Origin of the sequence: uncultured Negativicoccus sp. (genome assembly GCF_902480485.1) — a bacterium.
Taxonomy (GTDB): domain Bacteria; phylum Bacillota; class Negativicutes; order Veillonellales; family Negativicoccaceae; genus Negativicoccus; species Negativicoccus succinicivorans.
The window spans coordinates 1-15,425 of sequence record NZ_CABSTC010000002.1; the positions used below are offsets into that span (position 1 = coordinate 1).

Sequence of the window (15,425 nt, forward strand, 5' to 3'; positions counted from 1 at the left end):
CGATGGTACCAATATTAACGTGCGGTTTGCTGCGTTCAAAATGTGCTTTTGCCATTTGAATTTCCTCCTAATAGATGATGATTATGCTTTTTTGCCGCTGCGCTGCGCGACGATTTCTTCCGCGACCGCTTTCGGCACTTCTTCGTAATGATCAAACGTCATGGTGTAGTTACCGCGGCCCTGCGTCTTCGAACGCAAGTCGGTCGCGTAACCGAACATTTCGGACAACGGTACGAACGATTTGATGTTTGTCGCACCGCGGCGCGGTTCCATGCCTTCCACTTTACCGCGGCGGGAGTTCAAGTCACCGATAACGTCGCCCATGTATTCATCCGGTACGACAACGTCGACACGCATGTACGGCTCGAGGAGCACCGGCTGCGCTTTCTGCGCACCGGCTTTGAAGCCCATGGAACCGGCAATCTTAAAGGCCATTTCCGAGGAGTCGACATCATGGTACGAACCGTCGAAAACGGTAACTTTGATGTCTACCATCGGGTAACCGGCAACAACGCCGGTCTGCATCGCTTCTTCGACACCGGCCTGTACCGGTCCAATGTATTCCTTCGGAATGACACCGCCGACGATTTTGTTTTCGAAGGTGAAACCGGAGCCCGGTTCCATCGGTTCGAGTTTCAACCAGCAGTGACCATACTGACCGCGACCGCCGGACTGACGTACGAACTTACCTTCCGACTCGACTTCTTTGCGGATCGTTTCACGGTAAGCAACCTGCGGTTTACCGATGTTGCTTTCAACTTTAAATTCGCGCGACATACGGGTAACCAATACGTCCAAGTGAAGTTCGCCCATGCCGGCAATGATCGTCTGACCGGTCTCGGCATCGGTATGAACCTTGAACGTCGGATCTTCTTCCGCCAGTTTCTGCAGTGCAATCCCCATTTTTTCCTGGTCGGCTTTCGTCTTCGGTTCTACCGCAACGGAGATAACCGGATCCGGGAATTCCATTTTTTCCAAAATGATCGGGTTCTTTTCATCACAGAGCGAATCGCCGGTGGTGACATCCTTGAAACCGATGGCCGCCGCAATATCGCCGCTGTATACTTTGTCAATTTCGCTACGATGGTTGGCGTGCATCATCAAGATACGGCCGACACGTTCGCGTTTACCCTTCGTCGAGTTGTAAACGTACGAGCCCGCTTCGAGCGTACCGGAGTACACGCGGAAGAAGGAAAGTTTACCGACATAGGGGTCGGTCATGATCTTAAACGCCAAGGCCGAGAACGGTGCGTTGTCGTCTGAAGGACGGCTGTCCGCTTCTCCCGTATCCGGGTTGACGCCTTTGATCGCCGGTACATCCGTCGGAGCCGGCATGTACGCGACTACGGCATCCAATAATTCCTGAACACCTTTGTTCTTGTAAGCGGAACCGCAGGCTACCGGGTTCATTGTGGTGGCAATCGTCGCTTTGCGGATGCCCGCCTGAATTTCTTCGGTAGTGAGTTCTTCGCCTTCCAAGTATTTCATCATAAGTTCGTCATCGGTTTCCGCTACCGCTTCAATCAGCTTCGCGCGATATTCTTTAGCCTTATCCAACATATCCGCCGGAATTTCGCTTTCGACGATATCGATACCGTGATCGCCTTCATAATGGCAAGCTTTCATCTTGATCAAGTCGATGATGCCTTCAAAATCCTGTTCCGCACCGATCGGCAATGAGATTGGCACAGCGTTAGCGCCCAAGCGCTCTTTCATCGATTCAACGGCTGCGTAGAAATCCGCACCCGTCGTATCCATCTTGTTGATGAATGCGATACGCGGTACACCGTAGTGATCTGCCTGACGCCAAACCGTTTCCGATTGCGGTTCTACACCGCTTTTCGCGTCAAACACCGCGACCGCGCCGTCGAGCACGCGCAAGGAGCGCTCAACTTCGACCGTAAAATCCACGTGACCGGGCGTGTCGATAATATTGATACGATTGCCTTTCCAGTGGCAAGTCGTCGCCGCGGACGTGATCGTAATCCCGCGTTCCTGTTCCTGGTCCATCCAGTCCATGGTAGCGGCACCTTCGTGTGTTTCACCGATTTTGTGCACGCGTCCCGTGTAAAACAGAATACGTTCCGTGGTCGTGGTCTTGCCGGCATCAATGTGGGCCATGATGCCGATGTTGCGAGTATTTTGTAACGTAAATTCTCTAGCCACGATAGATTCCTTTCGTAATTACCAACGATAGTGGGCAAACGCTTTGTTTGCTTCCGCCATCTTATGTGTATCTTCTTTCTTCTTAATGGCTGCGCCCGTGTTGTTGGCCGCATCCATCAATTCGCCGGCAACGCGTTCACGCATCGTGCGTTCGCTGCGCTGGCGAGCATAGCCGACCATCCAGCGGATGCCCAAAGTTAAGCGGCGATCCGAACGGACTTCAACCGGCACCTGGTAGTTCGCACCGCCGACGCGGCGAGCACGTACTTCCAAGACAGGCATAACATTTTCCAACGCCTGTTCAAAAACTTCCAACGGGTCTTTGCCCGTTTTTGAACGAATAATATCGAATGCATCATAGACAATGCTTTCCGCAATGCCTTTTTTGCCATCCAGCATTACTTTATTGATGAAACGTGTAACTACTTTAGATCCATACACGGGATCCGGCAGAACGTCACGTTTCGTTACTGGGCCTTTTCTCGGCATGTCAGTTCCTCCTTATATAATGGTATTTGTTATCTTATTATTTCTGAGCGGATTTAGCGCCATATTTCGAGCGCGATTGCATACGCCCCTGTACACCTGCTGTGTCCAGAGCACCGCGAACAATATGATAACGAACACCCGGCAAGTCCTTGACACGACCGCCGCGGATCAAGACAACGCTGTGTTCCTGCAAGTTGTGACCGATCCCCGGGATGTAAGCGGATACTTCGATGCCATTTGTCAAACGTACACGTGCTACTTTACGCAACGCGGAGTTCGGCTTCTTCGGTGTAGCTGTGTACACACGAGTGCAAACACCACGTTTTTGCGGGCTGTTTTTCAGCGCCGGAGTTTTGGATTTTTCCTGCAAAGTCTCACGACCTTTGCGAACCAACTGGTTAATTGTCGGCATGGAATTCCCTCCTTTCTCAATCATGAAGATTTATAATTGATTTCCCGCCGCCGGATGACGGCAAAAAATATTACCAAAATCAGACTAGCTGCAAAGGACTGCGACTGCCGCCGCCTTAACCGGCAACTTACACGCCTCGCCAAGTTCGGCGCGACTGTATGTCGCGACTACCGGCACGCCCTGTTCCTGACACAAAAGCAGCAAGGGTTGGGTAATCCGCTCTTGTGCATCATGGGCCAGCCACACTTCTTTGGCGCGACCGTCGCGGACAGCACGGCCGGCTTCCTTCGCCCCGACAACAAACGGCTGTTGGGCCAATTCTTCCAAGCTCATCTGTCTCATCCTTTCCGTTGTTTAGTGCGCAAGTAATAAAACTTACTTCATCACAGACACTCAAATAGTATATCATTGCAAATCGAACATGTCAATAATTTTTATTCATAAAGCTCCTGTTTATCGCATTTATCTATCACACGTTACCGGGTGTTTAAAACCTCTCCGCAAAAAAAGGACACAGAGCCGATGCGCTGTGTCCTTTTTTATTGCCAAAGTGACATTTCTGTGCTCAGATTAGAATTTCATTATTTATTTCCTGATCACTAAATGCGGTGTGGGATACGGTAATGTTTCCGGTTTCGCGCCGTCGAACTGCTTCATTGTCTTGCCTTCGTACGGCAGTGCAAATGCTTCGTCCTGCGGCATCTGCAAGTACCGATAGGCAAGTCGTGCGGCACGGCCGATCAGTTGCAAGCAATGAATACGACGTTCCCGTGATTCCCATGCACCGTGCGGTGCCGAAATTTCGGCGCAAGTTGGTGAACCGTTTTCCGCGACAAACTCGCGCACGAGCGCATGGTACCGTCGGTAGTATTTACCGGCGACTTCCTTACCCCGTTCCTCTGCCGGAACGGTATACGGATCCTTACGACCGTAACGTAGGCCGTTCGCCAAGACGGCGGCCGATAGCGCACCGCAAGTTAATCCCGAAAGACCGATTCCGCCACCAAAACCGACCCCCATACCGACCGCTTCTTTGGGGATATCCAGTGCTCCCTCGCGCTGCAATGCAGAAAGCACACATTCCGCGCAGTTTAAGCCGTGCTTATAATTTTCAATAGCGTACTGCTCGACACGTTCTTCCGGCGTCAATTTGCTCCAATCGATCGTTTCCATACGCTCCCCTCCCCTTTACTTACAGTATAAGAGAATGCGACGAAAAAAACCAGTCAGCCGAGAATATGGCGACGATTGGCTTCGTCAAAATCGTCTGTAATTTCTTTACGCGGCGGCGAATCCCACAAGCTGACCGCGATAATCGCCAGCGACGCGAATAAAAATCCCGGGACAATTTCATACAAGCCGAACCACTCAAATTGTTTCCAAATGAGTACGGTAATACCGCCGACAAGCATGCCGGCCAACGCGCCGTTGCGCGTCATCCGCCGCCAAAAGAGAGACAATACCACAACCGGTCCGAACACAGAGCCGAAGCCCGCCCATGCATAGGCAACGATATTTAAAATATAGCTGTTCGGATTGAGCGCGAGCAAAATCGCGCAGACAGCCACCAACAGTACCGTCAATCGACTGACATAGACCAACTCCCGCTCACCGGCGCCGCGATGCACGAAATTTTTATAAAAGTCTTTCGAGATCGTCGCCGACGTCACTAAAAGCTGCGCCGAGGATGTGCTCATAATCGCCGCCAAGACCGCCGACAAAATAAAACCGCCGACGAAGGGAGTGAACAACGAGCTACTCATCAGCAGGAAAATACGTTCCGCATCCGCGCCTTCCAAGAGCGTCGGCCAGTAAACGCGACCGACAAAACCGACCGAGACTGCCGCCGCCAGCGAAATAATGACCCAAGTCATGGCAATGCGGGTGGCTTTATGCAATTCGTCCGCATTCTGAATCGCCATAAAACGCACCAGGATGTGCGGTTGACCGAAGTATCCGAGTCCCCAGCCCAGCGATGAAATCAGCATGATGATCGTCGCGCCCGTACCGATCGCCGGATCAAAAAGAGCAAAATGGCCGGGCACCGTCGCCTGCAAACGAGCCATGGTCTCTTCGAAGCCCCCCAGCGCGAACATCCCCGTCATCGGCACCAGGAGAATGGCGAAGAACATCATGATCCCTTGAATGAAGTCCGTCCAGCTGACCGCCATGAAACCGCCCAAAAACGTATAGGAAATAACCACTCCCGCGGTAATCAGCAACGACCAGACATAGGGCAGTCCGAACACCGTTTCAAATAACTTGCCACCGGCGACAAAACCGGACGACGTATAAATTAAAAAGAAGATAAAAGTAAAAATCGCCGAAACCAGGTTCAGCATGTTGCTGTGATCATGAAAGCGATTATTCAAGAAATCGGGAATCGTCAAGCTGTCATTGGCAATTTCCGTATAGTTACGCAAGCGCTTGGAAATAAACACCCAGTTCGCCCATGTGCCGAGCGCCAGACCGACGGCAGTCCACATCGCGGGCAGCCCCGACAAATACGCAAGCCCCGGCAGTCCCATCAGCATCCACCCGCTCATATCGGATGCTTCCGCACTCATGCTGGTGATCCACGGACCCAAGCTCCGCCCACCCAAAATATAATCACTCAGCTCGTTTGAACGGCGATAATAATACATACCGATATAGACCATCACGCCCAAATAAATGGCGAAGGCGCCGATGACATGCCAGTTCGTTGCCAATGACTCCACTTCCTTTACCCTAATATTTTTTCATTTTACCACAATGCGCCGCAGAAGCGAAATTCTAACTCTTTTTCGCAATAAAAAAACGCCCTTGCGGGCGTCTTTTTCGTTTTGGTTACGCTTCGACCGGACGAACTACGACCTGACGATGGTGGCGTCCCAGACGTTCAAAGGAGACCACGCCGGGCGTTTTTGCAAACAACGTGTCATCTTTACCGATACCCACATTGGTACCCGGATGGAACTTCGTGCCGCGTTGACGAACAATAATCGCACCGGCTTTAGTCATCTGACCGTCGTGAACTTTGACACCGAGGCGTTTGCTTTGGGAGTCACGACCGTTACGCGTACTACTTTGCCCTTTTTTATGAGCAAATAACTGTAAATCAAATGTAAACATGGTTTCACCTCCGTCTTTCTCTAATGGTGAGCCGTTCAGGATACTGCGCCTGAATTTGGCGCAATCCGTTCAGCATAGTTTCAATCAGTAATTGGGAACGGGCATCGGGTGCATCTGTAAGTTGAACCGTGAGCATTCCCGACTGCGTCTCATAATGTCCGCGAAATTTCGCTACCCCTTTAAGACCGCCGGCCGTTGTTAATGTCACGGCAGAGACCGCCGCGCAGACAATGTCGGAGCCGTGTTCGGCATAATCCGCATGTCCGTTAACGGAAAACCCTGTGCAAAACCCGTCCGTTACCTGTGTTTCTACCAGGATCATGGCTTACGCCAAAGCGATCGATTCGATCAGGACTTTGGTGAAAGGCTGACGGTGACCTTGGCGACGACGATAATTCGATTTCGATTTGTACTTGAAGACACGGATCTTTTTACCGCGCCCCTGTGTAAGCACTTTGCCTTTGACCGTGGCCCCTTTAACGAAAGGAGCGCCGAACTGCATGTTGTCACCATCTACAACGGACAACACCTCGGCAAATTCGATCGCTTCATCCGCTGACTGCGCGAGTTTTTCGACCGTAATGACTTTGCCTTCTTCGACACGGTACTGTTTACCACCAGTTTGAATAATTGCGTACATAGTTGCACCTCCTCTATAACCAGACTCGCCGAATATGGTAGCGTTCGCTTTGAAAACCTCTTCGAGCGGTTGTGTCATAGTCACACACTATGACTTTTCAATTATATAGAATCGATACCGGCAAGTCAAGTTTTATTTTTGTTCGACCAAGCCGTAAGCCGCGGCCACATCCTGTACAAAAATAATCCCGTGCCCCGGCTCATCGATGTGTAATTTGTTGGAAATGGCACCGACGATGCTTTGCACTTTCTCTTGCGGCGCTAAAACCATAACGACTTCTTTTTCCGGTTCAATCGGGAAGTCGAAAATCATCGTGGTATTGCGCGACGCCGAACCGCGGCCGCGCAAAATCGTGCCGCCGCGCGCGCCGGCGGCCCCTGCCGATTCAATGACGGCGTTGGCGCCCCCTTTATCGACGACCGTATAGATGACCTGCCACATAATGTCTTCCCCTTCCTCCTTTTCAACTTTGCATTCGTTCAGCGTATGCGATCCGTAGATACCGGTAATGGGAAGCGCGTAGGCGATTCCTCGATTTTTCTTCACCAGTTTAAAACGCTCGACCATTTGCGGCAAAAGCACACGCGCCCGCTCGCGTTCTTCAATGGCGAACACCAAGTCTTTGCGAATCTCGCGCATTCCGAGCTTCGCCAGAAAGGAGTTCGAGATCGATCCTTTGGCCGGCATCACGGTGACGCCGCTGACGTGTTCATGATGAAACGCCGCGCTCAGATCCGCGCCCTCGCCGTGATTCAACACAAAGACCATTATCCAATAGCAGCTTTCCCTCATGCCTCGTTCCCCCGTTTCTGTTTCCATTGAAAGACCATGCCCAGAAGTTGCAAGGCGACAATCGGCATCATCGCAATCAACGCCACGACACCGAATCCGTCCAAAAACACATCCGCGCCCGGAAAGTGTCGTGCCGCACCGCTGGCAAAGCTCAATACGAATGTGGCCGCCATCGGTCCGGAGGCGACACCGCCCGAGTCAAACGCCATGCCGACGAACAGATTCGGTACGAAATACGACAACGCAATCGCAATCAAGTAACCGGGCAACAGCATATGCCACAATTCCAAACCCGGCAACACAATGCGCAGCATCGAAAGCGCCACCGCGCTGCCGACGGCGAGCGATAAGGCGATTAAGACCAGTTTGCGCGGTACATAGCCGCTGGTGATATCCTCGATCTGATTGACAAGCGGAAACACGGCCGGCTCCGCCAAAATAACGACGAGGCCGATGACCAAACCGACGAATACCAAAACGGCCGATCCTTCCAGCCGTGCAATCTCCATACCGAGCTCATACCCCGCGCGGTTAAAACCGAAATTAACACCGGTCATAAAGATCACAAGACCGAGATAGGTATAGACGACACCCGCGTTAATTCGGAAAAATTCCGCGCCACGCACTTTTTCTATAAAAAAATGCGCTAAATAAAAAAGCAGTGTGACCGGCAAAATACTTAAAAAGACTTCCAAGAGCATATGTGGAACCAAATGACCGAGACTTTGCCAAAACGGTTCCAACGCCGCCTGATCCGGCACCGTCACATTCGCCGCAAACGGTTGCTGCGCCGTACCGAACGCCATCAGCAATACACCCAGGATAGCGCCCGCGGAGGCGATCCCGACCAAACCGAAACTGTCTTCTTCGGCGGCTACCGCGTCCGATGATTTAATACTGGAAACGCCGGCGGCCAACGCGAGGAAAAAAGGTACCGTCATCGCCCCTGTCGTGGTGCCGGAGGCATCAAATGAAAGCGCAATAAATTCGCGCGGCACCAAAAGGCAAAGCAGACCGATCATTGCGTAAAACAGAAAAAAGACATGTTTCAACGCTAAGGAACGAACGATACGCCACAGTCCGAATGCCAGAGTGACGGCAATCCCCGCCGACACCGCGTACACCAGCATCATTTCCGTCATGTAACCCGATGTAAAGAGTTCTACCTGCTGTCCATAGATTCGCAGATCCGGCTCCGCCATCGATATGGCAAAGCCGAGGACAAGACCGCTCATAACGACCATAATCATCTTGCCGTACTTCGTTACGGCATGACCTAAATGCATCCCGATCGGACTGACGCCGATTTCCACGCCGACGTGAAACACGGTCAATCCCAAGATAATCAACGCCGTACCTACCACGCAACGCAGCAAAATATCAAATGACAGCGGCGCCAGAAAAAAATGGAGTAAAAAAATCAATACTACAATCGGCAACACCGACTGGCTCACTTCTTTTAACTTTTCGCCGAATATCCCCATCAATTCACCCCAAACTTTCCCGATTCAGATAAAATCATTATAACATAATGCTTTAATTACTCTCCCGAAATGGCGATACAAAAAAAGAGAGGCGAGCGCCTCTCTTTGATCAGCGTGTTTGTTACGAATCACGCGGTCCGTATAAAGTTTTCGCAAGCAGTGCAACAGCATCCGCCGCTCGCACGCTTACCGTAGCGGAGATCTCGTCATCGGTAAACATCGTTACATTGCCGGATGCCAGCGCCGGCAATGTTTGCCAATAAGCGGACGATTCCAACTCTTCCCAAGCCGCGGCTCCCGGCGATGCCGCATCCTGTTCGCGCAGAACGATCACGGCTTGCGGTTGCAGGTTGGCCTCCATCACGTTTTCGATCGGGATCAGGCCTTCCTTGTCACGCGGCGCATCCGCCAATTCATCGGCCAGGTTGACCATCGGAATCAGCTGCGCCAAGTTTCCGATCAACGTATGACTGTCGCAGGCGCCTACACCGTTATCGTTCACATCAATAATCAACACATGTTTCGGAGGCACCGATGCGAATGCATCGCGTGTTTTTTCAATGCTCGTTTCCATACTGTGGACAATTTTTTCCGCGGCCGGTTCTCGTCCCAAAACAGCGCCCCAGAAATAAATCCGATTTTCAATATCCGCCAATGATTCCGTTTTCCAAAAAAGCACCGGCACCTTATCTTCCGCCAAATCAGTAATCCACTCCGGCGATACATGCGTGGCCGGACCCACAACGATATCGGGTGAAAGTGCGGCGATCTCCGCCGGATTGGGACTCGCGCTCAATTGCGGCAACGCCTTCCACTTGTCCGCCAGACGTTGCGGTAAACTCGCATGCGTCGTAACCGCCAACGGCGTCACGCCTAACGCGTCCACAATTTTGGCTTCGATATTATCCAGCGCAATCACGCGCTGCGTCGGCGCGTTAAAAGTCACTTCCCGTTCCAAACTGTCCGTATATGTCAGCTGCTGCGTCGTTTTCACCGTCTTCGGCGTTTTCTCACCGAATCCGCGCAACAACAATACGACCGCGGCCAGCACAACGATCACGCCGACGACGATCATCCATTTTCGTTTCCGTTTTTGATTCATTATGGCCTCGCTTTACAGAGTGCTTGTCGCGGCGACAAGCGAAACTTACCGGCGTACTTTGGCAAATGCCTTGCGGGCCTCTTGACGAGCCGTCGCAAGATCCGCCGCATCCGGATGCGACGCCGAGTCCGCCATCATGTCTCGCGTCAATGTCACGGGCTCACCGTACGGAAAGCGAACCAACGTGGTCACTTCTTTTTGAATCGTATCCGCCAATTTACCCTGGCAGATAAATTGTCCCAAGAGCAAGTTGCGTTCCGCGATCATGTCACGCGCCGCCCGCGCGCTCAGAATCGCATGCTCTTCCGATGGTTTCGCTCCCATCGTGCCGAACAAAAACACTTTTTTCCCTGCAAGACTTTCCAGAAAGCGTGTTGCTTCTTCACAAGGCTTACCGGCGTGCACCCAAAATCCTACCGCGATGCACTCCGCTTGGGACGGATCCGCAGCTTCCATCGGTACGGCCGAAACGCCCAATTCATCCGCAATGGCTTCCGCTACCTGTTTGGTATTGCCTGTTTGCGACGCATAGGTCACCATAATTGTTTGCGCCATACTATCCCCTCCAGGATCTCTGTCAGTAAATGCTCTGCCTTTATTGTAGCAAGAATGCGCGCTCCTGCAAATAATTAATTCCATCCGTTTACTTGCAAGTCCTTACTTGAAAGTCGACGGCCACTCCGTTATACTTAAAGAATATTAATAGAGATTAAAGGAGTCAATTATGGATTTCTTGTTCGCCACGTTGCCGTATTTGAACATCGGCTTTTTTTGCGCGTTACTCGCGCGTTTCACCGGCGCCAACCTGTCGGCTTTGGTGCTTTGCTGTTTTCTGTATTTAGGTGCTACGCCGATGCAAACGATCGGCATGATGCTGACCTTCCTCGCGTTTATGCAGTTGACTATTCATACGCAGGGAGAACGCTTAAGCTTCAAAACGTTACGAATTTTTAAGGGCTGGCGAATTTTAATTCCGGTGCTGTTTGTCGCTTTCACGCTCGTCGCCAATCCGTTTTACGCGATCGCGTCCTTCGTCGGTTTCTTCCTGATGGAGGTCCTGGCGATGCTCTATCTGGAGTTACCGATTGATCAGCGCCCGACACGCATGACGCTCGTAAAATATTCCGTCTTCGGTTTCATTCCGGCGCTGCTCGGTCTGTTGGCGCTGTCCGTGATTCCCGCGCCGTACTATTACTTGGTTTGCGGGGTCCTGATCCTGATCGCCACGGGTCTCATTTTCTGGCTCGGCAAAAATCGTAAACGCTTGCAGACCACTTGGGATGCGGTGATTTATGCGGCCTGGTTCCTGCTCGGTTTCTGCGGTCTGGAATGGAGCGATTGGCTGCGCGATCTCAAACGTCAACGCGTCTCGACACTTGCCCGCTACTTGGCGATAGTCACTGTTCCGGTCGTGTTTCTCACTTTTGTCGCGGCCAATATCGTCTACGGCATCATCAGCCTTTCCGGTTTGATCACGGCGCTGGCGGCGACGATCGCCATTCGGCTCTTCGGCTACTATCAGGTCAGCGAACGCGGCGAAGCCAACCCGATTGCGCTCGGCCTTGTCGTTCTCGCGGTGTTGTGCCTTTTCCTGGTGCAACCGGCGCCGCACGGCATTACCGACTTGCTGTACGTGCCGACTTCATGGAAACTTTGGTAAACAAAAAACGGCTCATCCGAGCCGTTTTTTTATTGTCCGAAAATCCATTATTCAGCCGTTGTTACTTTTGAGTTCGTCGTATAGACGGCGCCAATGCGTACCCGCGCATCATTTTCGGATTCCGTTCCTTCGGTGTGGCGCAAACGTAAATCGCCGCTGATTTCAATGTTACCGCGCGGTTTTGACTCGGTCCCGACGCCTAACGCCTGCAGTTCGCGCGCGTATTCCTTTTGCGTCGGCGTCAATGCTTCCCGCTGCGCCGGAGTCAAATGGCCGTCGCGCAGCATCGCCGCCACGGCGCGCGCCAATTCAAAGCGCGTCAAATGCGGACGTTCGAGCAACGTCGCGTCGTAACCGGGAGCGGCTCCCTCTTCAATCAGCGTCGCCGCCGCCTGGTACCCCGCGGTGTAGCGTTCCACTTCATCAAACGAGTTCGGCGCGTAGTGATTATACGCAAACGTTGTCCACGGCATCATGCCGATACCAATGCCGAGCAACAGCGCGGCGATTTTTTTATGCATGCGGCGCCTCCTGCGGATCGACCACAAAACTCTGAATCACCTGCAATAAAGCCTGACGATTCAGATGATTTTTCGATGAATACATCAGCGGCGGATAGTCACCCGGATATTCATGCGCGATCGTCCGAATATTTTTCTGGCGGTCACTTTGCCCGAGCTTATCCGCCTTCGTGCCGATGACTTGCAAAGGCATGCCCAAACCGCGCAGCCACTGGTACGCTTTTTTATCAATCGGCAACTGCGGATGCCGCAAATCGATCAACAGACACATCAATGCCAAGTGTCGCGAATTCGCCGCATAGTCGGCAATAAAACCCGACCACGCATCACGATTCTCGTGACCGGTCTTCGCAAATCCGTACCCCGGCAAGTCTACCAGGTACCAATTCTGTTCGCTTTCGCCTGCATCGCCCGCGCCGTCGACAGCTTGTTTCGAGCGAATGGAAAAATAATTAATCGTGCGCGTTTTACCGGGTTCGCGACTGACCATCGCCAGTCCCCGGTGATTGCACAACGAGTTAATGAGTGATGATTTTCCGACATTGGATCGGCCGATAAAGGCGATCTCTTTCAAATCATCTTTCTTGCATTGCGATAATTTCACCGCGGATAACAAGTAGGATGATTCTACAATACGAAATGATTCCTCTGCCATCGTTACGCCTCACCCCGTTTCTGTTTTACCGGTTCAGACATAGCCTGCTGCAGCACTTCATCCATATGGGAAACGAAATGGAAAACCAAATCGTCACGCACGCTCTGCGGAATATCCGCCAGATCGCGGCGGTTTTCTTTCGGTAAAAGAATCCGGCGAATACCGGCCCGATGCGCCGCCAGCACCTTTTCTTTGATGCCGCCGACGGCAAGCACCTGTCCGCGCAAGGTGATTTCACCCGTCATCGCGGTATCGGCTCGTACCGGACATTTCGTCACGGCCGAGGCGATAGCGGTCGCCATCGTGATGCCCGCCGACGGTCCGTCTTTCGGGATCGCGCCTTCGGGTAAATGGATGTGAATATCGATCGTGCGATAAAAATCAGCTGCCAGATGCAACCCTTCCGCCCGACTGCGCACATAGGTGTACGCCGCCTGCGCGGATTCTTTCATCACGTCGCCGAGCTGGCCTGTCAAGATCATTTTACCAGACCCGCTAAACGCCGTCACTTCCGTGTTCAAAACTTCCCCGCCGACCTGCGTCCAGGCGAGTCCCGTCACGCGTCCCACTTCGTCGCGACGATCTTGCGGCGGAGTCAGGTACCGCGCCGGTCCCAACAAGGTTTCAAGATTTTTGACGGTGACAGTGAGCGCTTCTTCCCGCATCACTTTACGTTTCGCCAATTTGCGGCAAACGCTGCCGATCACCTGCTCCAGACGACGCACGCCCGCTTCGCGCGTGTAATCGCGAATTAAGCGGCGCAGCACCGCCTGACTGAGACGGACATCGCTTTTCGCCAGACCGTTTTCCTTAATTTGCCGCGGCAAAAGGTAACGCTTGGCGATTTCCACTTTTTCTTCTTCGGTGTATCCCGAAAGCGTAATGACTTCCATGCGATCCAACAGCGGCTCCGGAATCGAATTGGTCGTGTTGGCCGTGGTAATGAAAAAGACATTGGAAAAATCGAACGGCAATTCGATGAAATGATCACTGAAGGTGCCGTTTTGCTGCGGGTCGAGCGCCTCCAGTAAAGCCGAGGCGGGATCACCGCGAAAATCGTTACCGAGCTTGTCAATTTCATCCAGCAAAAACACCGGATTTTTCGTCTTCGCGCGCGCAATACCCTGAATCAGTCGTCCAGGTAACGCGCCGATATACGTACGGCGATGGCCGCGGATTTCCGATTCGTCATGCACGCCGCCGAGCGAAACACGGGTAAATTCCGCGCCGAGCGCACGCGCAATCGATTGCGCCAAACTGGTTTTACCGGTGCCCGGCGGCCCGACAAAGCAAAGAATCGGTCCTTTTTGCGATTGCGTCAACTGCCGTACCGCCAAATGCTCCAAAATCCGCTCTTTGATTTTCGTCAAACCGAAATGGTCCGCGTCCAGCACCGCCTGCGCTTCTTTCAGATCGGTCGCGAGCGTGCTTTCCGTATTCCACGGCAAGTCAAAAATCCAGTCCAGATAATTGCGCAAAACGGCCGCATCCGGTGTCAAAGGCGGCGTCTTTTCCAGACGTTTGATTTCTTTTTCAATTTTTTCCGCGGATGCGGCGGGCAGCTCAAGTGCGACCAATTTTTTACGGTACTCATCAACTTCTTCGTCGATCTCCATGTGATCGCCGAGCTCGTCACGAATAACGCGCAATTTTTCACGCAAATAGTATTCGCGCTGATTTTTATCCATGCCTTGGCGGACTTCTGCGTTCAGCTTTTTCTCCAGCGTAGCGATTTCCTGCTCCGCCAAGAGAAATTTGCGTACGGCCACCAACCGACGCTCTACGGAAAGTTCCGCGAGAATACGCTGGCGCACGGCCGGCGCAAGCGGCAGGTACATCGTGACGAAGTCGGCCACTTCACCCGGATCCGTCAATGCTTCAAATTGCGCAAGCGCATCGCTTTCCATCGTGATTTGGGCGTGTTCCAGCCACTCGCCGAACCGCTTGACCACATCGCGGCGATAGGTTTCCAACAGGGGCGAATCGCTTTCTTCCAGCACGCAGTCGATCACTTCCGCCGTTTGCCACGCACCCGTCGCTTCGATATCCAGCAGATGAACCCGCGTAACCCCTTCTAAAAGTACACGCAGCACGCCGTCCGGCAGCTGCAAGATTTGTTTTACTTTACCGATGGTGCCCATGGTATACAAATCGTCAATACCCGGGTTGTCCGTATCCATATGACGCTGCATCACGCAGGCCACATAGCCGTCGCCCTGCATCGCCTCGCGCACGGCGGCTACCGATTGCGGACGACCGACTTCGATACCGGTCACCATCTGGGGGAAAAGCGTCACATCACATAAAGGCAACAACGGAAATTTCATGCTGCCCTCGATTTCATTTTGCGCCATATTCCCTCCTTATCTGATTACTATAAAACAAACGGG

General features: G+C 52.5%; 17 protein-coding genes and 1 other annotated feature. Of the genes, 1 reads left to right on the plus strand and 16 read right to left on the minus strand.

Features of this window, described 5'->3' with window-relative positions:
- Positions 1-81: 81 nt before the first annotated feature.
- From fusA to RDN69_RS00300, 13 genes are all read right to left on the minus strand, one after another.
- Positions 82-2,166, minus strand: coding sequence for an elongation factor G (gene fusA / locus RDN69_RS00240; protein ID WP_159822928.1), 2,085 nt, complete (start codon positions 2,164-2,166; stop codon positions 82-84).
- 18 nt (positions 2,167-2,184) lie between these two features.
- A complete protein-coding gene (gene rpsG / locus RDN69_RS00245; RefSeq protein ID WP_024048632.1) occupies positions 2,185-2,655 on the minus strand; it encodes a 30S ribosomal protein S7 in 471 nt (156 codons plus the stop codon).
- 37 nt (positions 2,656-2,692) lie between these two features.
- Entirely contained in the window at positions 2,693-3,067 is a 375-nt protein-coding gene (gene rpsL, locus RDN69_RS00250) for a 30S ribosomal protein S12 (protein ID WP_024048631.1), read from the minus strand.
- An 84-nt stretch (positions 3,068-3,151) separates the two neighbouring features.
- A complete protein-coding gene (locus RDN69_RS00255) occupies positions 3,152-3,400 on the minus strand; it encodes a ribosomal L7Ae/L30e/S12e/Gadd45 family protein (protein ID WP_024048630.1) in 249 nt (82 codons plus the stop codon).
- A 252-nt stretch (positions 3,401-3,652) separates the two neighbouring features.
- The gene (locus RDN69_RS00260) at positions 3,653-4,240 is read right to left on the minus strand and encodes a C-GCAxxG-C-C family protein (protein WP_024048629.1); all 588 of its coding nucleotides are present in this window, start codon (positions 4,238-4,240) and stop codon (positions 3,653-3,655) included.
- A gap of 53 nt (positions 4,241-4,293) precedes the next feature.
- Positions 4,294-5,727 carry a sodium/proline symporter PutP gene (putP, locus tag RDN69_RS00265; RefSeq protein ID WP_374042368.1) on the minus strand — a complete coding sequence of 478 codons (1,434 nt, stop codon included), beginning with the start codon at positions 5,725-5,727 and terminating at the stop codon, positions 4,294-4,296.
- 169 nt (positions 5,728-5,896) lie between these two features.
- Entirely contained in the window at positions 5,897-6,181 is a 285-nt protein-coding gene (gene rpmA / locus RDN69_RS00270; protein WP_024048627.1) for a 50S ribosomal protein L27, read from the minus strand.
- 4 nt (positions 6,182-6,185) lie between these two features.
- A complete protein-coding gene (locus RDN69_RS00275) occupies positions 6,186-6,503 on the minus strand; it encodes a ribosomal-processing cysteine protease Prp (protein ID WP_024048626.1) in 318 nt (105 codons plus the stop codon).
- Between the two features lie 3 nt (positions 6,504-6,506).
- Positions 6,507-6,821, minus strand: a complete 315-nt coding sequence (gene rplU / locus RDN69_RS00280) for a 50S ribosomal protein L21 (protein WP_024048625.1) — start codon at positions 6,819-6,821, stop codon at positions 6,507-6,509.
- Positions 6,822-6,832: 11 nt separating this feature from the next.
- Positions 6,833-6,902 (minus strand) — a sequence feature (ribosomal protein L21 leader region).
- A gap of 51 nt (positions 6,903-6,953) precedes the next feature.
- Positions 6,954-7,640: a P-II family nitrogen regulator gene (locus RDN69_RS00285; protein ID WP_273261536.1), complete on the minus strand. Its 687-nt coding sequence runs from the start codon at positions 7,638-7,640 to the stop codon at positions 6,954-6,956.
- Positions 7,610-9,097, minus strand: coding sequence for a DUF1538 domain-containing protein (locus RDN69_RS00290; RefSeq protein WP_273261537.1), 1,488 nt, complete (start codon positions 9,095-9,097; stop codon positions 7,610-7,612). The genes RDN69_RS00285 and RDN69_RS00290 overlap by 31 nt, the downstream gene beginning before the upstream one ends.
- A gap of 121 nt (positions 9,098-9,218) precedes the next feature.
- Positions 9,219-10,199 carry an ABC transporter substrate-binding protein gene (locus RDN69_RS00295; RefSeq protein ID WP_288218076.1) on the minus strand — a complete coding sequence of 327 codons (981 nt, stop codon included), beginning with the start codon at positions 10,197-10,199 and terminating at the stop codon, positions 9,219-9,221.
- 45 nt (positions 10,200-10,244) lie between these two features.
- Positions 10,245-10,754, minus strand: a complete 510-nt coding sequence (locus tag RDN69_RS00300) for a flavodoxin family protein (protein ID WP_024047995.1) — start codon at positions 10,752-10,754, stop codon at positions 10,245-10,247.
- A gap of 169 nt (positions 10,755-10,923) precedes the next feature.
- Here RDN69_RS00300 and RDN69_RS00305 point away from each other — a divergent pair, with 169 nt between their 5' ends.
- A complete protein-coding gene (locus tag RDN69_RS00305) occupies positions 10,924-11,859 on the plus strand; it encodes a hypothetical protein (RefSeq protein WP_273261540.1) in 936 nt (311 codons plus the stop codon).
- Between the two features lie 47 nt (positions 11,860-11,906).
- Here RDN69_RS00305 and RDN69_RS00310 read toward each other — a convergent pair whose 3' ends face one another.
- From RDN69_RS00310 to lon, 3 genes are read right to left on the minus strand one after another with little or no spacing between them, the layout of a single operon-like run.
- Positions 11,907-12,380 (minus strand): hypothetical protein, encoded by a 474-nt coding sequence (locus RDN69_RS00310; RefSeq protein WP_024048300.1) that lies wholly within the window; start codon positions 12,378-12,380, stop codon positions 11,907-11,909.
- Positions 12,373-13,035, minus strand: a complete 663-nt coding sequence (yihA, locus tag RDN69_RS00315; RefSeq protein WP_024048299.1) for a ribosome biogenesis GTP-binding protein YihA/YsxC — start codon at positions 13,033-13,035, stop codon at positions 12,373-12,375. The genes RDN69_RS00310 and yihA overlap by 8 nt, the downstream gene beginning before the upstream one ends.
- 2 nt (positions 13,036-13,037) lie before the next feature.
- On the minus strand, positions 13,038-15,389 hold the full coding sequence (lon, locus tag RDN69_RS00320) for an endopeptidase La (protein WP_288218077.1): 2,352 nt from the start codon (positions 15,387-15,389) through the stop codon (positions 13,038-13,040).
- Positions 15,390-15,425: the final 36 nt, after the last annotated feature.